Origin of the sequence: Ferribacterium limneticum (genome assembly GCF_020510565.1) — a bacterium.
Classification (GTDB): Bacteria; Pseudomonadota; Gammaproteobacteria; order Burkholderiales; family Rhodocyclaceae; genus Azonexus; species Azonexus limneticus_B.
The window spans coordinates 2,847,116-2,868,241 of the sequence record NZ_CP075189.1; the positions used below are offsets into that span (position 1 = coordinate 2,847,116).

The 21,126-nt window shown below is 59.3% G+C and carries 21 protein-coding genes; 16 read left to right on the forward strand and 5 right to left on the reverse strand.

From position 1 onward, the window contains the following. Positions 1 to 56: 56 nt before the first annotated feature. Positions 57 to 857: a pirin family protein gene (locus KI610_RS13695; protein WP_226495518.1), complete on the reverse strand. Its 801-nt coding sequence runs from the start codon at positions 855 to 857 to the stop codon at positions 57 to 59. A gap of 855 nt (positions 858 to 1,712) precedes the next feature. Then, entirely contained in the window at positions 1,713 to 2,591 is an 879-nt protein-coding gene (locus KI610_RS13700) for a LysR family transcriptional regulator (protein ID WP_226495519.1), read from the reverse strand. Between the two features lie 472 nt (positions 2,592 to 3,063). Between KI610_RS13700 and KI610_RS13705 the strand changes: the two genes are divergently transcribed. From KI610_RS13705 to KI610_RS13720, 4 genes are all read left to right on the forward strand, one after another. Next, positions 3,064 to 4,065 carry an alkene reductase gene (locus tag KI610_RS13705; RefSeq protein WP_404827407.1) on the forward strand — a complete coding sequence of 334 codons (1,002 nt, stop codon included), beginning with the start codon at positions 3,064 to 3,066 and terminating at the stop codon, positions 4,063 to 4,065. A gap of 11 nt (positions 4,066 to 4,076) precedes the next feature. Continuing rightward, entirely contained in the window at positions 4,077 to 4,607 is a 531-nt protein-coding gene (locus KI610_RS13710) for a cytochrome b (protein WP_226495521.1), read from the forward strand. Between the two features lie 231 nt (positions 4,608 to 4,838). Continuing rightward, a complete protein-coding gene (locus KI610_RS13715; RefSeq protein ID WP_226495522.1) occupies positions 4,839 to 5,690 on the forward strand; it encodes a pirin family protein in 852 nt (283 codons plus the stop codon). A gap of 47 nt (positions 5,691 to 5,737) precedes the next feature. After that, positions 5,738 to 6,355, forward strand: a complete 618-nt coding sequence (locus KI610_RS13720; protein WP_226495523.1) for a TetR family transcriptional regulator — start codon at positions 5,738 to 5,740, stop codon at positions 6,353 to 6,355. A 202-nt stretch (positions 6,356 to 6,557) separates the two neighbouring features. Here KI610_RS13720 and KI610_RS13725 read toward each other — a convergent pair whose 3' ends face one another. Next, entirely contained in the window at positions 6,558 to 6,833 is a 276-nt protein-coding gene (locus KI610_RS13725) for a helix-turn-helix transcriptional regulator (RefSeq protein ID WP_226495524.1), read from the reverse strand. A 557-nt stretch (positions 6,834 to 7,390) separates the two neighbouring features. Further along, complete coding sequence (locus KI610_RS13730) at positions 7,391 to 8,146, reverse strand: DUF1845 domain-containing protein (protein WP_226495525.1); 756 nt, start codon at positions 8,144 to 8,146, stop codon at positions 7,391 to 7,393. A 528-nt stretch (positions 8,147 to 8,674) separates the two neighbouring features. On the opposite strand from KI610_RS13730, the gene KI610_RS13735 reads away from it, so the two are divergent. From KI610_RS13735 to KI610_RS13760, 6 genes are all read left to right on the forward strand, one after another. Next, positions 8,675 to 9,253 (forward strand): hypothetical protein, encoded by a 579-nt coding sequence (locus tag KI610_RS13735; RefSeq protein WP_226495526.1) that lies wholly within the window; start codon positions 8,675 to 8,677, stop codon positions 9,251 to 9,253. 61 nt (positions 9,254 to 9,314) lie between these two features. Beyond that, on the forward strand, positions 9,315 to 9,572 hold the full coding sequence (locus KI610_RS13740) for a hypothetical protein (protein WP_226495527.1): 258 nt from the start codon (positions 9,315 to 9,317) through the stop codon (positions 9,570 to 9,572). A gap of 10 nt (positions 9,573 to 9,582) precedes the next feature. Then, entirely contained in the window at positions 9,583 to 9,900 is a 318-nt protein-coding gene (locus tag KI610_RS13745; protein ID WP_226495528.1) for a hypothetical protein, read from the forward strand. 67 nt (positions 9,901 to 9,967) lie between these two features. After that, positions 9,968 to 11,581 (forward strand): ATP-binding protein, encoded by a 1,614-nt coding sequence (locus tag KI610_RS13750; RefSeq protein ID WP_226495529.1) that lies wholly within the window; start codon positions 9,968 to 9,970, stop codon positions 11,579 to 11,581. Then, positions 11,520 to 12,575 (forward strand): DUF7146 domain-containing protein, encoded by a 1,056-nt coding sequence (locus KI610_RS13755; protein WP_226495530.1) that lies wholly within the window; start codon positions 11,520 to 11,522, stop codon positions 12,573 to 12,575. Before KI610_RS13750 ends, KI610_RS13755 begins: the two co-directional genes overlap by 62 nt. Before the next feature lie 281 nt (positions 12,576 to 12,856). Next, positions 12,857 to 13,921 (forward strand): DUF932 domain-containing protein, encoded by a 1,065-nt coding sequence (locus KI610_RS13760; RefSeq protein WP_226495531.1) that lies wholly within the window; start codon positions 12,857 to 12,859, stop codon positions 13,919 to 13,921. Positions 13,922 to 13,970: 49 nt separating this feature from the next. Here the strand turns inward: KI610_RS13760 and KI610_RS13765 are convergent, their stop codons facing one another. Further along, entirely contained in the window at positions 13,971 to 14,693 is a 723-nt protein-coding gene (locus KI610_RS13765) for a S24 family peptidase (RefSeq protein ID WP_226495532.1), read from the reverse strand. Positions 14,694 to 14,958: 265 nt separating this feature from the next. On the opposite strand from KI610_RS13765, the gene KI610_RS13770 reads away from it, so the two are divergent. From KI610_RS13770 to KI610_RS13795, 6 genes are all read left to right on the forward strand, one after another. Further along, a complete protein-coding gene (locus KI610_RS13770; RefSeq protein ID WP_226495533.1) occupies positions 14,959 to 15,258 on the forward strand; it encodes a hypothetical protein in 300 nt (99 codons plus the stop codon). A 78-nt stretch (positions 15,259 to 15,336) separates the two neighbouring features. Then, positions 15,337 to 15,903 carry a hypothetical protein gene (locus KI610_RS13775; protein ID WP_404827408.1) on the forward strand — a complete coding sequence of 189 codons (567 nt, stop codon included), beginning with the start codon at positions 15,337 to 15,339 and terminating at the stop codon, positions 15,901 to 15,903. 79 nt (positions 15,904 to 15,982) lie between these two features. Further along, positions 15,983 to 17,632: a MobH family relaxase gene (gene mobH, locus KI610_RS13780; protein WP_226495535.1), complete on the forward strand. Its 1,650-nt coding sequence runs from the start codon at positions 15,983 to 15,985 to the stop codon at positions 17,630 to 17,632. 1 nt (position 17,633) lies between these two features. Next, entirely contained in the window at positions 17,634 to 19,538 is a 1,905-nt protein-coding gene (traD, locus tag KI610_RS13785; protein WP_226495536.1) for a conjugative transfer system coupling protein TraD, read from the forward strand. After that, positions 19,538 to 20,161, forward strand: coding sequence for a DUF4400 domain-containing protein (locus KI610_RS13790; RefSeq protein ID WP_226495537.1), 624 nt, complete (start codon positions 19,538 to 19,540; stop codon positions 20,159 to 20,161). The genes traD and KI610_RS13790 overlap by 1 nt, the downstream gene beginning before the upstream one ends. A 479-nt stretch (positions 20,162 to 20,640) precedes the next feature. Next, a complete protein-coding gene (locus KI610_RS13795) occupies positions 20,641 to 21,108 on the forward strand; it encodes a hypothetical protein (protein ID WP_226495538.1) in 468 nt (155 codons plus the stop codon). Positions 21,109 to 21,126: the final 18 nt, after the last annotated feature.

Genomic DNA, 21,126 nt, shown 5'->3' on the forward strand with positions numbered 1-21,126 from the left:
CTCCTGTAATAAAAAAATGGACTATCGATAGCCCAGTACCGCTGGATCGCTGTGCATTACAGCGACCCAAACTCCCCGCGGCGATATGCATCCACAGACGCCGCTAATGTTTTTTCTGAACACGTGGCCATGGGGCCCATCCAATAAATCGGCTGTTCGAGGGGTTTCCCGGAAAACAACACAACCTTTGCTCCGCCTTTTGGAGATTTGACTGTGATCACTCGCGGCTCTGGCTGCCCAGGAAAAGCCGGCACCCCCGTCTCATCGCTCGAAAATGCCTGGCCTTCAATCGTCACCGTTCCGAAAATAGGCATAAGAAAGGCACTGTGCCCTGCTGCAATGGGCAGCAGTAATTCAGACCCTTCTTCGAGTTCGATATCGAACAAGTTAACTTCAGTCGGAGGCTTAAGCGGCGAGCAGGCCTCTTGGAACGCCCCCAGCGGGACGCGTACTTTCACCCCAGGCATTTGCACCACAGGAACCTCCTGGGGGAGGAGCTTCAAAGCAAATGGCGCATCGGATTGCCGCTCCGCCGGTAGGTTCACAAAGATCTGCAGCATATGCACGGTCTTGCCGTTTTCCGCTGGCACCTCCTCATGCACCACGCCCCTGCCAGCGGCAGTCCAATGCAACCCGCCCGGCAAAATTAACGACTTGTCCCCATATGAATCACGATTGGCTATGTTGGTATCCGAATCGCTGAATAGATAGGACACGGCAGAGAAACCGGCATGTGGATGCGGCGGGAAAGTTGGTCCGCTGATCCATGCATGGTCCACTCCGAGGAATGGATCAATCGGCCAAGAAGCCTCATCACCACGGAGTGTGAAAGCGCGAAACACGGCGCCCTTGTCCATTCGATGCAAGCGGAGAATTACGGGGGAAACGTTCATAGCAAAGGGACTCGGTTATATTGTTGGCGCTTGGGTTGGGTATTTACTCTTCACGGATGACCAAGCCAGCGCGATCCTGATCTTGGTGGATCAGACCGCCCACTTCGATCACGAGTAAGCGAATCACCTGCTCTCGATGTAGAGTTCCTGAATGCAACAACCAACTCGGGCAGGGATGACAGGCTGACTCACGAAGTGCTCCGCGTTAATGATGGAAAACATCTTCGCTTAACTGCTCAATGGAATAAACCCGGCAGAATGGAAAAGACTAATCCAAAAATGACGCAATACATGGAGTAGTAGCACTCAGCATCCGAGGATTAATGTGTTGGATTGCCGTGCGGCTCGTGGCGCCACCGATCTATCTGGCCGCGCAGGAGTACCGCGCTATCCGTCAGCATTGGTTGACCGCTTGACCATCCTGACGCGCCCCGATCTCAATCAATGGCAAACGGGCGGCGAAACCATGCGGCTGCGCTGGAACATGAGGCCCGGCAGCATGTTGGTCAGGCAATGCATTGCTTCAAGGCATGGGCATTGGTGTTTGCCAGCCCTACTGGCTGCACCGGCCATCAAGTACGTGAAAACTGATTCCGCTACTTTCGGAATACCCGCTGCACGATGGGAGCATTAGCAGGTTGTGACCACGCGGCCAGACGTCTTCGCTGGCTGTCGATACGCTGGTGAATAATCTTGTGGAGTCCGGGTTTTGCTGCAAGAAGGCCGACTTTTGGAAAACCCGCCCTTAGGTCGCCGGATAGCGAGCGTGATCCCTGCGTAGAGAAAGTGTCAAAATTGCGACGCTTTACTGGCAAGGCATTAGCTGCCCTGCTCAAATCGCTCGCGCAAGAATTCAATGAAACGTTGCGTCTTCGCGGGTAGCAATCGAGTTTCAGTAAGGGCATAAACAGAAATCGGTGTACCTTGCCAATCTGGCAGCACGCGACAAAGACGTCCACATGCCAAGTCCTCGGCGACCACTTCTTCCGGTAACAAAATAATTCCCATATCAAGGGTAGCTAAACGTCGGATCATTCCCACGCTATTTAGTACAAATCGGCCACCGACCGAAACCTCAATCGTTTCAAGTGCACGGTTCAAAATCCACAAACCTGCATTTGGAAAACCTAGGCACTCATGCTGCGCCAGTTCCTCTGGGCGACTTGGTTCGCCGGAGATTTCGAGGTAGCGCGGCGAGGCATAAAGATATACAGGCAGCTTGGCCAATTGCCGAGCGATCAAGTTCGAGTTCTGCGGCTCGCCCATGCGGATTGCCACATCGAAGGGCTCGGAGACCAAGTCGACCCTACGCGGAGTCAAGTCGAAGTCAAAAGTAATACCAGGGTAACGGCTGGCGAATTCCGCTATCAGCGGCGCCAAGAAAATATTGGCGAAATCTACCGGCAGTGAGGCGCGCAGCACGCCGCTAGGCTGTGCCAGCATTTCACCGAGTTGCTCGTGCGCTAGCCGCGCCTCTTCGACAATACGTCTGCAACGTTCGTAATAGAGTTGCCCCGCCTCGGTTAGCTCGATCTTGCGGGTTGTTCGATGCAACAGACGCAGTCCGATCGCTTTCTCCAAGACGCTGATGCGTCGAGACAAGGTTGAGTTTGGCACACCAATCGCCTCTGCTGCACGACGAAAGCTCATCGCCTTTACGACTTCGACGAATAAGGCCATCTCATTCAACAGTTCCATAGTTACCGCTCCATTAATGGATCAATCATTTCCAATTTACCATCTTTATTCCGAAATCAAATTGATGGATGATTCATCTATCGCAACAGCACTGTAATAATTTAGCGAGATCAGGAGGCCTGTTGCGTTAGGGGTGCCATGACAACTTCCTCTCCTTGCTGTGCTGATGCAGTACCTGTTGGTCCTCAACTGCTAAGGCAAGCTCGATTAACTGATGAGTCGGTGGTATCTCGAAAGCCCCGCACGTCGACAGCGGAAGAAGAGACATTCCTTGCATCCAAAGAGAACCGCTTTGCTTAGTCGGGGAGTTACCGTGGCGGGTCATATTGTCCACAACCATGAGTCACAAGAGGAGCCGTCACATGAGCGGCAGCCATCTTCCAACTGCTATGGGAAGTCCAAATTGAGCCCATTATTTACCCCTGTCCGTGTAGGCAGATATACGCTGCCAAACCGCTTCGTGATGGCACCAATGACCCGCTCACGCGCTGATGACGCTGGCGTTCCGAGCGATTTGGCCACGACCTATTACGCCCAACGAGCCAGCGCCGGCCTCATCATTACCGAGGGTGTCTTCCCCTCGGCGATGGGCAAGGGTTACGTGCGGACGCCGGGAATCGAAACTGACGACCAAATGAAGGCCTGGAAAGCCGTTGCAGAGGCAGTTCATGCACAGGGTGGACGCATCTTCATGCAGTTGATGCACTGCGGACGCATTTCCCATCCGTCATTGCTGCCAGAAAACGCATCACCAATAGCACCGTCGGCAATTAAGCCCGATGGAAAAGCCTGGACTGGTAATGGTCAGGTAGATTTTGTCACCCCACGCGCGTTAAGTACGATCGATATCGACAGAGTGATCGATGACTATGCTGAGGCAACGCGTCGTGCGCTTGAAGCCGGCTTTGACGGCGTCGAATTGCACGCTGCCTCGGGATATCTACCGGAACAGTTTCTTTCTTCAGGCAGCAACCAGCGACAGGACAAGTACGGCGGTTCAGTCGATGGACGTGTTCGTTTCGTGCTAAATGTCCTGGCTGCAATGGTTGTCGAAGCAAACAGCGATCGCGTCGGCATCAAGATTTCGCCGGAAATGAACTTCAACAGCATTACCGACGCGACGCCGCAGGAAACCTATGCCCACCTGGTCGACGAACTGTGTAACTTCGATCTTGCCTATCTGCACGTCGCCCTGTTCGGTACCGACTTCGACTATCACTCGCTTTTGCGCCCGCGCTTCAATGGGCCCTATCTGGTTGGCGGGGGGCTTGATCGGGAGAGAGCCGAAGCCCTGTTATCCGAAGGTCGTGCCGACGCCACAGTATTCGGCATTTCCTTCTTGGCCAACCCAGACCTAACCGAACGTTTCCGCCACGGCGCCGCGCTCAATACCCCGGACGTAAGCACTTTCTTCACCCCAGGTGCCCAAGGCTATATCGATTATCCGATCTTGAGTACTACTGCAAATATCTGAGGAGTTCGACTATGACACCAAAACGCTATCACTTCGCACTTGTGACCTTTCACTGGTTGCTCGCCGTACTTCTATTGGTCGCTCTGGGCATGGGTAGTTTGGTCTTGCAACACATTCCCAACGAGTCGCCCGACAAGATCAATGCCCTGCGAGGCCACATGGTAGCGGGGGGTCTGATCTTGATTTTGACCTTGATTCGACTAGCAGTGCGACTGAAGACATCGCATCCTACCCCAGCTTCAACGGGCAATATCATGCTAGATAGATTGGCTGTACTTGCTCACTATGGACTTTATCTCCTTGTGGTCCTGATGGCAGCCAGCGGCATTGCACTTTCGATTCAGGCCAATTTGCCAGCTGCCGTATTTGCCGGCACCGCTGCCCTGCCCGCAAGTTTCGAAGACTTTGCTCCTCGCCTGGGACACGGCTTGATCGCTAAGGCTCTGATCGCACTGATCACGGCACACATACTGGCGGCGCTTTATCACCAGTTTGTTCGACGCGATGGATTGCTCAGCCGCATGTGGTTTGGAGGCAAATAGTCAAGTACCGGAGACCTTCGCATCAAGGGGGGACAGTCTCCCAAATTGCCAACCATCGGTACCCTGACGATCGCGTCAAGCCAAGCAATCAAAGCCGCTGAATTCACTCGATCTGTGGCTTTGAGTCGACTTACAGAAATCGACCTGACTAGGCGAATTACCCCCTGCTTTGCTTGGCCACATCAATTCCCCATCCCTAAGCATGACCAATAGCGTCTGAGAAATACCGTCATGACAACCGTCACTCGCCTGCATCGCGCGAATCACTGTAACCATTTCCGCGCCTACAGATTGCGCGGTATCGATCCCGCCCAGGTTGACCCGTTCCTCGCCGTCGATCATGCCTGGATCAGCGCACCAACCTTTCCACCACACCCACACGCCGGCTTCTCGGCAGTGTCCTATCTATTCCTGGATTCGGAAACAGGCATCTCCAACCGTGATTCGCTGGGCAACAGCAACCTAATCCTGCCCGGCGGCTTGCACTGGACGGTCGCCGGACGTGGTGTGGTGCATGAGGAAGTTCCCGCCGCAGTTGGCAAAACAGTGCACATGCTGCAAATCTTCATCAACCTCCCTCGCGATCTACAGAGTGCTGAACCGTTCACGATGAGTCTGTCGCCACAGGACATAACGGTCGTGCAACTGCCAGGCATAAGAATCCGAGTACCACTGGGCGGTTTCGGAGAATCACGTTCGCCTTTGCTTCCGCCCACCGAGGTCAGCTTGCTCGATATCTCGCTTGACGACGGAGCCGAACTGTCCGTTCCGGTAGCGGCAGGCCAAAGTGCATTCGTCATGCCGATCTTCGGCACCTTAATGATTGATGGCCAGCGTTTTGACTGCAACGAACTCCGGCTTCCGATCTTGCCGGCTCAGGCGGAAGCCAGAACGGTCAAGCTTCTAGCCACGCAGGGCAACGCTAAGGCCGCGCTGTTTGCCGGTACGCCACTTCGCCAGCCGGTGTACTGGCAAGGGCATATGGCGCTGAGCTCAGCCGACGCGCTGGCCAACGCAATTTCGTCGTACCAACGCGGCGAATTTGGCACTTTACATTGCCCAGCGGAGCACATTTGGATTTAAGAGCCCAGTGCCCCCGCATATTGATGAATCTGAATTGAAAGTGATTGATGGCTAGGAAGACAAAGGAAGAAGCGGCAAAAACCCGCAAGGAAATTATCGATGCGGCTCGCCGGGTATTCCATAAACATGGTGTCGTCCGTTCTACCCTAGAGAAAATTGCCAAGGAAGCGGGGGTAACCAGAGGCGCAATTTACTGGTATTTCAAAAACAAGACAGAACTCTTTTTCGCCATGCGGGAGGACGTGATCGAAACCATGCTCGTTCCTGTGGATCAACTTCTGCTTACAAACCAGTTCGCTGATCCTCTAGACGCAATTGAAGCATCTCTCAACGAATTTTTCCGGGTGTTGCAGGAGTGCCCAGTGGTGAGGGAGTTGTTCGAAATCATGATTTCCCGCTGCGAATACGTTGATGAATTTTCCAGGGTCCAGGAGGAAGTTGGTCGTCCGGCACAAGAATTCCTCGAAAAAATGGTGCGCATCTATCAACTAGCGGCCACAAAGGGAAGAATGCGAAAAGACTTGGATCCCCTGGTCATGGCCCGCGACACCTGGGCGTTTACTTCCGGTCTTCTATATCGCTTAGTCAGTTGCCAGTTAGGCCAAGGCCTGTACACGGAAATCGCGGGGATGATCCAGGCTCATATCGCATTGCGGCGAGCCTGATTCACCCTGAGGGCTGGGCCGATTTTTCATAGTGCTTGCCTTCCTCATGATTTTCCTCAGTGGCCTGCCGTGCCATAAGGCTAAGGGCTACATCTTCGCGACTGGCTATGGGTACCAAAAGTGTCAGATTTATGGTGTTTCCATGCAAGACGAACAGCACCGAGATTCCACGCTCAGCCGCTCTAGGCACCTTGCCCTCCCATTATCCAGGTTGGCCCTGTTGCACAATCCAGCGCCGTATATCCTCGGCGCGCCAGGCGGTCACACGCGCCGAGAGCTTGACAGGGGCAGGGAAGCTGCGCGCCTGTATGCGCCGCCAGAGAGTCGATTTGGAGATGGGAACGAAGGCCAAGACCTGAGTCTGACGCAGAAAGCCGGTCTCGGGCAGGACCAGCGGAAGAACCGGAGTATCAGGCGTAGCCGGACTAGCAATGGAGGTCGCCGCCATCATGGCGACACGGGAACGGATGTTGGACATGATCGGACCTCGTCACGGCGGGTGCCGGGAAAAAGGCATGACCTGCACTGTTGCGACCGCGCTAGGTCAGAATGGCGCGGGCCGATAGGGAACGCAAAACCCAAAGGCATGCCGCCGGCGCCCCGGTCGCACGGCATGGAAAAATAAGCTCAAAAAGAAAACTCCCCCGCATAGCGGCCAGAGGGCAACCAAGTCGGGAAAGGCAAGGCTTGCGGCACCTCCTTCGCGCCGCACGCGCAGGATCATCATAGAAGAGGCAGGTAACGACTGCAACGCCGCCATAAGAGCGGTTTTGGCCCCCAGCATCAGTCACCCGAAGCGGAGCTTATTGATACGATATTGATGTCGAAGCCCCAACGCAAGCCACCCCGGAATGCGCCAGACGAAAAGGACCACGCATGCCAGCGATTGGAGATGGTCCGAGTACTGAAGCCAAGAAAAAACACAGTAATCAATATTGCTGAGGCTGCACCAGATTACAGACAAAAAATCCAACTTAACCCCGTTTTGACTGACAAAGTGACTTGTCCCGCTTTCGCAGGGCAATCAGGGTGACGCTATTCGCCCATCGAAGGTAGGCTATCTTCTAGGGACTCGGGCTGGACAACGATACTCTCACCTATTGGATCTGCCGTATCCTCGCGCTCAGCCTCAGAACTGTTTTTGCCATCCGAAACGCCAGCGGCGATGGTCTCCGGCCTCCCTCCCTCGCCAACACGCAGCGCCAAGGAATTCATCCGCCGCCTCAAACCCATGGCGAGGTTCCGCGCTGCGTTGGCGAGGTCCCGCACCTGACGTTTGAGGCTGGCCCGCTGGATATCCACTGTCTGGGTGGTGATCACCTCGTGGATTTCCAGGGTCTGCAGCAAAGGCATCAACTGGTCGAGTTTGCCCAGGACTTCGAGGTAACGTCTTCCGATAGAGGACAGCACATGGACATCCACATCAAGTGCCACCGTGTCGTAGGTTGCCACGCTAGTAATCGCATGGGCCTTAAACAGCGCTTCGGCTTGGTCAATGGCCTGATTGAGGTTCTCGGCCACAGCGTCCATCTGGGTGCGGATGGCATCTTCTATCTTGGCCACATCCTCGTGGTCGAGTCGTGTACGAGCAATCACCGAAATGAAGTGTGTGTTGAGTTGCAGTGTATTGAATAGCCGGGCAAAAAACCGCTTGCCCTCGGCACTGGTGAAGCGCGTCGGAATTTTCAGACTGGCAGCCTCGACCCGTCGGAAATCGGCCTTGGCCTCCTTGGCTAGAATACGGGCATTGACGCCGCCCTCGTCGACTTTGACGATCTGAATTTCTGACATGCCGAGCTCCTCGAAATAGCGCGTTCGAGGCCATCTTCCGTAGCAGACGAGGCATTCGCCACCGGAAATAGCCGCAACCTGAGGGACCTTTCGGCATTGGGGCCATTTCTGGATTGACTTGGGCAAATCGAGCCTCTAACTTTGAGTCATGCAGTAGCTAGCCCTGCATTCAAACAAGGCAAGCCCTGGAGTGTTCCCGCTATCGCACCCCGCTGATTTTCGCCGGTATGCGACACGCGGGTTGCCGGCAGCGCCCCCGCTGCCGATCTAGCTCATGCCATCGCGGAAAGTTTTCGAGGCAGGGGCACAGCGTCTACGTGGTCGCCTCCTGGACGCCCCTCCCCCGAAAGCCTTCCTCGATCGGTCGCTGGCATACCGATCACAGCGGTTCTCTCCGCACGCTCAAGCCAGTCCAGGAGTTCATTCACTTAGCACTGACCATCCCTAACAGGCCGGTCGCCCCTCACCCCACGGGGGCATCTGCCCCCTGCCCCGGGATGCGTTGCCTCCATTTTTTCGGAGCTAACGATGCTGAATCAGAACCTACCCCCTCGAGTTTCCGCTCCCACGCCCGTGGGTCCGGTTTTTTCCGCCATTTTCCCTGCATTGACCATCCCCTCGCGTCACCAGCCGGCAGCAATCCCAGATCGCGCCACGCTGGATGAGATATTTAACGACACCAAGGGAACCGTAGAGTGGAGCGAGGAAGACATTGTCTTTCTGCATTGGCGCCTGCTGGTGGAAGTCAGTTGCTTGGCCGACCCGGCGACGCCCCTCGAAGAGAAATTCGACACCTTGTGCTGGGTGTTTAGCGAACGCGAAAAGGATGCCCTGCCGTTTTCCTTCGTCAGTTGCTTGCGCGTGGTCGGTTGCAGCCCCCTGTCGCCCATCGCCTACTGCGGTCGGGTTGACGCCGAGGAAATTCGCGATCATATCCGCCACAGCCTGAAGGCCTGGTTGAACGCTTCGCTCGAACGCTTTCCCGACTGGGTGAGCGAGGCCATCATCCACAACCCCACGTGGGTCGCTTCCCGACTCTCCAGGAACCCCCAGTGGATCAACGAGCAGATCAAGCGAATGTCCGTGCAAGGCGACCTGTTCGCCTAATTCCCTTCCCTTTTTGGGCTTGCCGCCAACGCGCAAGCCCGCCCCACTTGAAGGAGTCGTCATGAGCACTTTCAAGGATGTCCTTTGCCTGCTGGCGATCTTCGTCCTCTACGGGATCGCCGGACGTCTGGACTATGAAGACGCGGTCGGCCTTCAACAGACCCATCAGGATCAGCTGCGTGCTGCTTGCCTGAGGGATCTGCCTGAAAGCCACGATGCCCAAGCGCAAATCGATGATCAACGCCTCGATCCTCCAGACAAGAGCATGAATGCTGAACTATCAGCCGATGCCCCTCCCTGTACCTCGGCCGTACTTTAAGGAGAGCGCCATGCATACCGCAACGCGCCTCGCCGGACTCTCCAAGTCCCTGCTGAACGTCAAGGCGCTGGAGGACATCGAGTTCCTCGTCAGGGAAAGCGAAGTCTTCACCAGTCGTGCCGGTCGTACCTTCGTCATCGCCGGCGCCGACTGGCTGGCCTACCGGGTGCACTGGCACCCGATCGGCCTGAAGGTCGAGCGTCTCGACACCGCAGGCCGGGTCCTGAACACCCGCCACCTGCTGCCGGCAGAATTCCGCCCGCACAGCCTGATGGAAGCCCTGGCCGTTGGCCAGTTGTCCACCCCGCCGCTTCGCCCTCTCGGCTGAACGGTCGTTCCCCTTTGGCGGGCTGGTCCCGTCGGGGCTGGTGCCGCCTCCACTAAAGGAGTTGATCATGCAGATCCAGGTTCGTATCAACGAGGAAGGCGCCTTGCGCAACCAGCGCTACGCCTTCACCGACCGCTTCACGCTCGTCTCCGAGTTGTTGCAGAATGCCCGCCGTGCTGGCGCAACGCATATCGAAGTCGACTACGATGCCGGCACACAGGTCCTGACGATTAGAGACGATGGCCATGGGCTCGACGATTTCCAGAAGCTCCTGAGTTTTCATGAGTCGGGCTGGGATGCGGCGACCAGTGCCGAGGAACGCCCTTTCGGGGTCGGCTTCTCGAAGTGTCTTTATGCCGCGACGCGCTGCGTCGTCGCCTCGGGTCATCAGCGGGTCGACATCGATACTGCGGCGGCGCTGGCCAAGGCATCCATCGACATCGAGTCCATGGCCGACGCAGTGACCGGCACCCGGATAGATCTTCACGGCGTTGACCTGCCCGACTTGGGCGAGCGCATCGAGACCTTGTGCCTGGGTTTTCCGGTGGAGGTGCTGTTCAACGGCAAGCCGCTGATGCGGCGCTTTGCCGCCGCGCATCTGACGACCATGGACAGCCCGATCGGTACCGTCCATCTCACCGGAATGCAGGATGGCAAGTTCAGTTACAACACCCTGGTCTTCCTGCAGGGCTTCTGCGTCATGAAGCCCAATTACTGTCCGTTCGACGAGGTCAATGTCGTGCATCTCGATTCGCGCCAGTTCATGGCGCGGCTGCCGGATCGCGACAAGTTGATCGACGAGGATGTGCAGAGCAAGCGTATCAGCACCGCACTGACCGCCTGCTGGCGGCAAATTCTGGAGTCGGCCAAGGCTCGTCTTTCGCCTGAGCAATTCGTCGTAATCTATTACGCAGCGATGCGCGCCTGGGGACATTGGGACCTGCTCAACGACCTCGATGTGCTGCCGGTCGAGTTGTTCGACGAAGTCGTCGACTATCCGATCCAGGACGATGACCGCAGCTATATCCGGCAAGTTGCTGCAGCCCCCACCCGAGAGGCCATCGAGAGCGGCGCCGTAACCCTGGTCTCCCTCGACTGGTTGGGTGACGACAACGCGGCGCGCTGGATGCTGGCCCGGGCCAAGGGCTTTCTGATCTTCGACTGGATCGGCCTGAGCTCCGATCACTGGGCATGGCGTCACGTGCGTTTTCTCGACAATGAAACGGTGCGGGTCGAAGCGGTTTCCGAACAGATCCGCGTCCAGTTGGAAGGACGCTGGATCTGGCCCACGGTAATCCTGTGCGACTCGGTGATCCTGCGTAGCGCCAAAGACGTGGCCGAAATCACCGAAGCGGGCCTCTGCCACGAGGATGTGGTCTACATCCCGATGGGTGAGACGTCCGGCCAGCCGGTACGGCAGGCCTCGTCCTTCATCGACGAGAACGAGCAGTTCATGTCCTCGGACCTGGACGCCGACCGCGATGCATTAGCCGACCTGATCCGTCGCTTGCGTTCGGTCGATCCGGTGCAAACGCTGGACTCATTGTTGCAGGAGTTGGGGCTGGGCAAATATCCCTTGCTGCGCGGCAAGACTTTCGCGGTCACCGTCGGCGATGGTGTTGCACCCGGTCATTCGGTGGCATTGCTGGCCGGAACTGGAGACTGCCATGCAGTCGGCTGACTACGCCGCCCGTGTCGAATCGGCCAAGCAACGTGCCCATGGTCAATGGACAGACATCCTGTCCAGCCTGGGTGTAGATCCACGCATCCTCAAGCGGCGCAACCTGCCCTGCCCTTTCTGCGGCGGCACCGACCGGTTCCAGTACACCGACAAGTTCGGCGAGGGGAACTACTTCTGCCGCGGTTGCGGCCCCGGAGGCGGCTTCAAGCTGCTGCAGGGAACCTTGGGCATGGATTTCAATACGGCGCTATGCGAGGTCGAGCGCTGGCTGGGCGTGATGCCAAGTCTGCCGCCGCGCGCCAGCGAGCCGCCTGCCGAACGCATGAAGAAGTTGGCGCAACGGATCTGGAGCGAAGCGAAGCCAGTCACGGCGGGCGATGAAGTCGATCGCTACCTGACCAGCCGGGGTGTGGCGCTGCCGGTCTATCCGAAGGTGCTGCGCTTCCATCCGGCGCTGGGCTACTACCAGAAGGATGCCGACGGCAAGTCGCACAAGGTCGCCGAGTATCCGGCCATGCTGGCGTGCATCCAGGGCGAGGACGGCCATGCGGCCACCTTGCACCGGACCTATCTCCAGGACGGCGCCAAACTGGCCGTGCCGGATGCGAAGAAGGTGCTCTCTTCCGGCATCAACGGGGCCGCGGTCCGTCTCTTCGAGGCGACTGAGGACCTGGGGCTCAGCGAAGGCATCGAGAAGAGCATCGCACTGTATCTCGCGACGGGACGGCCGTTCTGGGCCGGTTTGAACGCCGGCAATCTGGAGAAGCTGTGGATTCCCGACTCGGTTCGCCGGGTCTGGATCTACGCCGACAACGATGCCAACGGAGACTTTGCCGGCCAGGCCGGCGCCTTCGTATTGGCCCGGCGTCTGAAGCGCGAAGCGCATCGCTCAGGCAGCCGCGAGGTGCAGGTGTTCGTACCCAAGGATGCTGGCGTGGACTGGAGCGATCTGTGGCTACGCCGCGTGCAGGTCTTGTCCTCACAGGCAACTTGAGCAACCCGGGTGTGCACCGCCGCAAGGCGCGCACACCCACTTTTTCAGCGGTACTACAGCCTCCTGAGGTGCCGGCGAAAAGGTCGTTTGTCCCACTGGTAGTTGTCACACCAGGCGATACCCCAAGGTATCGCGAAGACAGCCCTGGAGTTCCGGCGCGATTCACCTCGTGCCTTATCCGGACCGGCACACGCTGGTTCGTCATCGACCCTGGCGGGGATGCGCATCCCCGCGACTGGGCGATGCCGTCTCCGCTTTTCTATTCCGACAAGGAGATTGCTATGAAAAACGGACGTTCTCTCGTCAGCCTGGCCCAGGAACTGGAACGCCAACTGGATTCGAAGAAGGACCTGATCGTGCCCTCGGCGCTGATACGCCATGCCACCGACGAGCAGGGCGAGACTCGCCTCGTCATCGAAGAAGGTGGCAGCCCGGTGCAGTATGGCGTCACGCCCCTGGCCCGCCGCCAACTGGCCGACAAGCTGAAGATCCCGTATGCCTATTTCGAGCGCATGCGCGAAGACCAGCCAGCGCTGCTCGACCGCAACGTGAACACCTGGCTGCAAAGCGAGGAAGACCGGCGCATGCTGCGTACCCTGGATGGCCATGTACGCGCCGTGCTGTCGGATCGCTACCGCCGCCTGGACAACTTCGATCTGGCCGAAAGCGTGCTGCCCATCCTGCAGCAATTGCCCGAAGTGCGCTTCGAGTCGGTCGAACTGACCGAGACGAAGATGTATCTGAAGTGCATCACGCCGCGCCTGAAATATGAGATGACACCCGGCGACGTGGTGCAGGCCGGTGTCGTGATCTCGAACTCGGAGGTCGGCCAGGGCACGCTGTCGGTCCAGCCGCTGCTGTTCCGGCTGGTGTGCAGCAATGGCCTGATCGCTCCTGATCGCTCATTGCGCAAGACGCACGTCGGTCGCGCCCTCGGTGGCGAGGATGAGCGCATCCAGGTCTACCAGGACGACACCCTGCGTGCCGACGACAAGGCCTTCTTCCTGAAGGTGCGCGACGTGGTGCAGGCAGCGGTGTCAGAAGCGACCTTCCGCCAGACGGCACAGAAGCTGCAGAAGACGCTTAACATCCCGCTGGTCGGCGACCCCGTCAAGACGGTCGAGGTGCTGGCCCAGCGCTATATCCTCAACGAAGGCGAACGGGCTGGAGTACTGCGCCATCTGATAGCGGATGGTCAGTTGTCAGGCTATGGCTTGGTCAATGCGGTGACGCATTACAGCCAGGAGGTCGAGGATTACGACCGCGCGACGGAATTCGAAGCGCTGGGCGGCCGGCTGATCGATTTGTCGGCCCATGAGTGGAAAGGACTGGCCGAAGCGGCCTGATCCACAGGTTTGTTGAGAGCTGGCCGGGGTGGTCTTCCCGGCCGGGCTTTCAACTGTTCCAGAACACGGTGACCCCGACGGCGGCGTGGACCTTGCCAAGGACACGCAGCCCGATGCGTTTGACGGCATCCACGTCGGCGACCGGGTAATCGTCATAAGCCGGGTTGTCGCACTTGAAGACGATCCCGGTACCCATGCGACTCTCGACCCGGCGCACCAAGATGCGACCGTTGATTTCCAGCGCATAGACGCCGTTCCCGCCCAGCCTGTCGTAACGGCGATCGACGAACAGCATGTCGCCATCGTGAATCGAAGGCGCCATCTCGTCGCCGACCATCGGCATCGGCTCACTGTCACGATGCATCCGACGCAAGCGCTCGAGCACCTCGCCGACCCACTGCAACTCCGTTGCCGAGGCATGCTGGAGCGCAGGGTTTCCGCCCATCGCGGGCGTCAGGCCCAGAACCCAATCCGAACTGCACCCCAGGCCATCGCACAGCCGCGCCAGCGACTCCACGTCAGGCAGACCGGGGCGTTCGGGCTCGAACCATCGACTCACCGTCTGCACCGCACGGTAGGTCAGCGCCGCCACATAGGTCAATCGGCCGCGGTGTGGAATGCCGACATGGTCGAGGCGTTCATTCAGCCGGGCACGCACGCCGGGCAGCAGATCGAGCGCAGGCGGCGCATCCTCATCGGGCGTCGCACCGCTATCGCTCTGAGTAGCCACTTGGGCGTTGCCTTCCTGCTCTGTTTGGTGCCTTGAAATCATCACTTTCTCCTGCCGTCACTGTGACGTGCCGACGTGACTCGACAATCCGCCCGGCGAGCGCACCATTCGCCAAGCAATGCCATGAATCGGGCCTTGCGTGTGGCAAGAAGGCCGCCTCTCAAGCTTTTCAGCAAATGCTATTGCCATGCCAGCAAATCCATACATATGCTGACATCCTTACCCTGGCTGTAAAGTCGTGCTGGAATGTTCATCAATCTCTCAGGCATCACAGCCGGTGGTCCCATCTCACTGGAAGGACAGGACCATGAGTCATGTGACGCTTACCGATGTCGAGTGGATCAACTTGAACGTGCTCGCCGTCATTCACGCCGGTCTACAGCATGATCGGGCTTCGACCTGCTGCAAGTTCGCGCTCGACACGACGCAGGCCGACCACCTGCAAGGCTTGAGCCTGGACGAGCTGTGGTCCCTGGTGGTACACATTGGCAACACGACTCTGTTCCCACCACGCGCCGACCTGGTGGCCTTGTTGAGTACGCCACGGCCGCTGGCCGGACCTCTGGCACTGGTCCATCGCCCGACCCCGACCAACATTGGCCGGTAGCCCCCGATGCCCACCCGCGGCGACCGGCATTTGCGTGCCATCCAGCTTGCCAAGCAATTGGCTGAGCAGGGGGCTCGCTTGAAGACCATTCACAGCATCACCGGCCTCCCGCCACGCGAGGTCCAACGGCTGTTCTTCGCCGACCCTCGGACTATCCCGCGCGGACGCGCGCCGGACTCGACTGAGTGGTATCACAACGCCAATCTCATTCTGCGCACCGATGCCTGTCTCATCGGTGCCAAGTATCGCCAGTTGCGCGGGCAGGGACTCACTGCCGGCGAAGCACTGGTCTTCGCCTACCGCGCCTACCAGGCCGCCACACTGCCGCCTTACCGCATCAGCCTGGACCGCGCCTTCAATCTCGTCTCCTATATCGACGGCATTTGGCTGGCCCGCACCCCCACCTTGTCGGTACTGACCTGTCCGGGCTGTGGCTGTGAATTCATCGCTGCGATCGGCACCGTGGCACGTTCGGGTGAAACATGCCCCTTCTGCAAATTGACCGAGCGCTTCCCACTGGACCATCGCATTCAGGCTTCGTACCCGGCGCATCCCGCCGTCGAGAGCATCGAGCGCCAACAGGGTTTGCTGGCACTTTTTCATAAGTTGAGTCTCGACGCCGAAGGCGAAACCCCGGCCGAATAGAGGCGATTTCAGCGCGACAAGCGAAGCCGCTAGCCGAAAAATCGGGCATGACGTTTCCTTGCATGGACGCTGTCCCGCCATGGCCGCCCCACCTACGCCAACCACCACCTATTCCGCCTCCGACCCTGGTTTCGCCGCGCTGCCGCTCGATGAGTTGCTGACCGGCGAAGCCGACCTGATTGCGCGCATCAAGCTGTGCTACGGCACCGACCGGAACAGCTTTGAACGCGACGTGCTGACCCTCGTTCGCCGTTACGCCGCTTGCGTGCATCTGCTGCCGGCGACCGCCGACAACTACTTCAGCAAGCCGGGCGGGCTCCTGCGGCTTGGCCTCGAAACCGCATTTTTCAGTCTGCAAGGGACCGACGCCCATATCTTCTCGGGGCGGATGAGCATCTCGGCACGCCGCCAACTGGAACCACGCTGGCGCCATGCGACCTTCATCGCCGGTCTCTGCTGCGAGTTGCATCGCCTGATGAGCCATGTGATCGTCACCGATGCTGCCGGCGAGGCATGGCCGGCTTTCCTGATGCCGCTGGCCGACTGGCTGGCCGCCCAGCGCGCCGAGCGCTATTTCCTGCGCTGGCGACCGCAGGCGGTCGAGGCTCGTGGCCTGGGCCTGTTCGCGCTCCCCCTGGTCGTGCCGCCGGCCGTCATGGCCGACCTGTCCGAAGGCAATAGCGTCATCGTGCCGCATCTGCTGGCCAGTATCAGCGGCATCCCGGTCTATCGTGAGCACAACATTCTTGACGAACTCGTCCGCCGCTCGCTGGCCTTGGTCATCGACCGCAACCTTGCGGCCAGCGCCGACCGCTACGGGACGCCCCAGTACGGCTCGCACCTGGAGCGCTATCTAGTCGACGCCCTGCGGCGGCTCGCCAGCTGGCATCCGGCGTGGATATCCAATCGCGAGAAGTCGCGCCTGTGGCTGGGCCAAGACGGCCTGTTCCTGGTCTGGCCCGGCGGCGCCGAGGACGTCTGTCAGTTGCTCGAATCCGACCAGTTGGCGGGCATTCCCAAGGCACCGGAAACCATGCTGGAAATTCTGCTAGCCGCCGGCGTCTTCGAAGCGGCCGGAGCGGAGCGCTCGACCTGGTCCATCCTGCCGCCGGGCGCCAAGACGCCGCTGGAAGCCGCAAAATTCTCGACGCCGGCCATCGTCCTTGCCGGGATCGATCCGCCACCGGAAACCTTGCCGCAAGCGCTGGAATTCAAGCCACCGCCGGCGCCAGCCTCGGCTGGACCGCCAACGCCCCCGTCCGCTCCAACGTCGGCACCGGTGCATCCCCAGTTGTCGCTGATTCCGCCGCCCGCCGGCGACGACGCCAATGCAGCGCCGGTAGAGGAAGATTCCTGCTCATCCTTGCGGGCATCTGCCCCGAGTACATTCGCCTTGCAAGCCCCCCTGCGCCTAAATCCCCTGGTGCGGGACGCCTTGGCCAATGCCGTTCGGACGCTGAACGAAGGCATGGGGCCGCCCATCGTCTGTACCGTCGCCGAGGGGCTTTTCGTGCCACTCGATGAATTCGTGCGCCGCGGTGTTCAACCGTCCCTAGCCATGCGCGCCCTCTGCGAGACCAGCATTCTGGTGAAGCAAGCCCCCGACGGTCCACCGACACACTCCCGCGAGTTCAACGGCCAGCAGACCATCGGCATCGTACTCGACCCGCGCTACGTGAGCGGACTCGATCCGGCTGCCTTTGCCGCATCACCCAAAGAGAACAACTGAGATGCTGGTCCGCCGCTACGAGATGCCTTGGCGCCGGGCCTACGAAGCCTATGCCGCCATCGCCTGGGGACTGGCACTCCTCTATTTCGCAGGGATCGGTGTCATCGGCATACTTCCGCGGCAACTGGCGCTGCCGCTCACCCTCGCCTGCTTCGCCATGGGCGTATGGCGGGTGACCCAGGCGCTGCACATATTGATCCTGCGCGCCGCCCTGTGTGGACGCGCCATCGAAGTCATCGGCACCGACGACCTGGCCCGCTGCTGCCCTGACCCGGCCTCAGTGTTCCTGGGCTTCGGCTTCGAATGGCAGCCGGTGCATTCGCAGCGGCTCTATGAACTGGCCAAGATCGACTACCGGGAATTCGCGGTATCGCCGCACTGGCTGCAGCTGCTCGGTTACGACCCCAAGCCCCAGCCGGACGCCGAGATCGGCCTGCCCTACATCCACGGTGTCGAGCCGCAGGAAGTCCTCTTGTACCGACCGCTGCAGAACTTCGAGGGCGGCACGCTGCTGGTCGGCACCACCCAGTCCGGCAAGGGCGTCGCCTTGGCCAACCTGATCACCCAGGCGATCCGGCGCGGCGACGTCGTGATCGTCATCGACCCGAAGAACAGCCGGCGACTGAAGCGCGTGGTCGAGCGCGCCTGCGCGGACTACCGAGATCAGGATACCTTCCTGGAATTCCACCCGGCATTCCCGGAGCGCGGAGTACGGCTGGATTTCACCTTCAACTGGCAGAAGCCCACCGAAATCGCCTCGCGCATCCAGTCCATCATGCCGCCCGACACGGCCGGCGCCTTCTCGGCCTTCGGCTGGGATGCCGTCAACGTCGTGGTGCAGGGCCTGGTCGAAATCGAAGAGCGGCCCAACCTGGTGAAACTCACCAAGTACATCGAGGGCGGCATCGAACCGGTGCTGGAAGGATCGCTGCGCCGCTACTACGACCAGACCCTGGGCGCCGGCTGGCACGATCTGCCGGCGATGAAGAAACTGCTCAGCGACACCCAGCGCGGCAACCTGAAGCGGCCATCGGAAGCCGCCAGCGCCGACCTGATGGCCTTTGTCGCCTATTACGAGCACCACATCGCCCAGAACCAGCGCAACAAGGTGATCGACGCGCAGGTGCGCACCTTCCGCCACAATCGGGAGCATTACCAGAAGATCACCGCCAACCTGCTGCCCATCCTGTCGATGCTGACCTCGGGGGACCTGGGGCGCAGCCTGTCGCCGGACCCGTTCGACGCCGACGACACCCGGCCGATCATGAATTTTGAGAAGATCGAGCGCGCCGGCCACGTGCTCTACATGTGCCTGGATTCCCTGCCCGATCCGTCGGTCGCCTCGGCCATTGGCGCCCTGGCCCTGGCCGACCAGGCGGCGCGGGCCGGCATGCGCTACAACCTGGGCATTTACCGGCGCATCGCGCTGTTCGTCGATGAAGTGGCCAATGTCATCAACCAGCCGTTGATCGAGATTCTCAACAAGGGCGCTGAGGGCGGCATCTTCACCACCTGTGCAATGCAGACCCTGGCCGACCTGGCCAAACGGCTGGGCAGCGAGGATGCGGCACGCATGGCCCTGGGCAACCTCAACAACCTGATCGCCCTGCGCACCAAGGACCGGCCGACCCAGGACTTCGTGGTCGAGACTTTCGGCAAGACAGCAATCCATACGGTGCGCGTCGGCCTCAGCCATGGTTCGGATGCCCACTTGGGCGACTTTTCGTCGAGCTATTCCGCGCAACTGACCGAGAGCTTCGAGGAGATGGTGCCAGCCGAGATACTGGGCAAGCTGCCCAATCTTCAGTACTTCGCGTCGGTGTCGGGCGGCCGGATTATCAAGGGGCGGTTTCCGATCCTCGACCCCGAGGCGGACGCCCCCCACCTCTCCACACAGGCCGCTTGATGATCCGCGCCGTCGCCATACTGTCTCTGGTAATCCTGCTGACGCTGGTGCTGTACGTGCCGTCGGCCCATCCGCCGGAACGCTTCCTCGAGCAGTTACGCGCTGAACACGAGCTGGCCGCCGCATACTGGGGCGCAGCGTCCGCCCTGCGCATGCTCGACCGGGCAGTGCGAATGCAAGAAGCAACAGCCAATATCACCCCGATCCCGGCCGCGAAGGATGCGCCCTCGACTACAGGCGTCAATGGAGCGGTATCCCAGGAAATGTCCGCAGTTAACCGGCGCCTTTTCGATAATGCCTATTTCCGCTCGGTCGACGCCCTGCTCCTGCTCGCCAACTATCGGCTGGCCACCCTGCTCGAATGGCTGCCCTGGCTGACCGTCTTCGTTCTCGCTGCCCTTGTCGATGGCGGATTGGCGCGACTCGTCAAGGCCAAGGAGTTTTTGCAACACGATCCCGAGATGTTCGCACTCTACGCCAGCCTGGGCATCGTCACTCTCTGCATGACGGTCATCGGCTTCGTGCTGCCGGTGACGCTGCAGCCACTATTGCTGCCGTGCGTGCCGCTGGTGGTCGGGGTACTGGCTGGGCGGGCGGTCGGGTGTTTTCACCGACGCGGATGAGGTAATACCCCGCAAAGAGTTCAGTGCGATCGCCCAAAAGACAGGTGCACTTTGACTGCCAGTGTCATGGCTACGTCACTGAATATCAGCACCCCAGGACAAATGACACCATCGGGTGATCGGTATCGGTGACTACACTTCAGGCCATTCCTGGTATTCAGCAGGCTAGTCAATTCAGTTTGCAATAGGGTGGCAACTGGCCATTTTGGAGTTTGGCGGTGCTGCCCATTTCGCGGGCGAATTGTGCGGTGATCACGGTAGCGATCTTTACATGTATAAATTTAGGTGTTCGCCACCGCTTCCGCCGTGCTCCTCGGAACTATTTCGAGCCCTCCCCAGCCTCGGCTACTTACCGGTGTATCTCACGATAAACACCGGTACAGCACACGCTGCAGCGCCCCCCTGCTCGTTGATAGGGGCTGCAATTTATGACGTTATGTAATTTCAGATTAGACTGTGCCACTCTTGAACTTATCACCATGAACGGTATGAAACTCGAAAAGATGGCTATTAGCTGGCATGGCCTTCTACCTAGCCTGACGAAATTCGTAGAGCAGTGGCAACCCCCAGCGCTTCAGGGTGAAACAAAATACCGAGATCATCTTCTCGAAACGTTACGAGCGTCGGTGCCAGGAGACGCCAAGGTCGAGAAAGAATATCGGCACCGTGGTACGACGATCGACGTCTGGCTCAAATGGCCAGGGCTTCTCTTAAGCGACGAGATTGCCTTCGAACTCAAGGTCAATCTCAAGAAAAAGGCCGACTATGATCGCTTGGTTGGGCAAATCGAAGGAATGGAGCCGGCCAAGTACAAGACCATTGTTGTCCTCATTGGTGAAACTGACCAAGGTCTGTTTGGACGCCTAAAAGAACGCTACTCAAAATACATCCAAAACGACCTAGCCCCCACGATGTCTATCGTGTGCGTCCCTAGGGCTGGCGCGTAAGCGTCACGCTGGCGACTC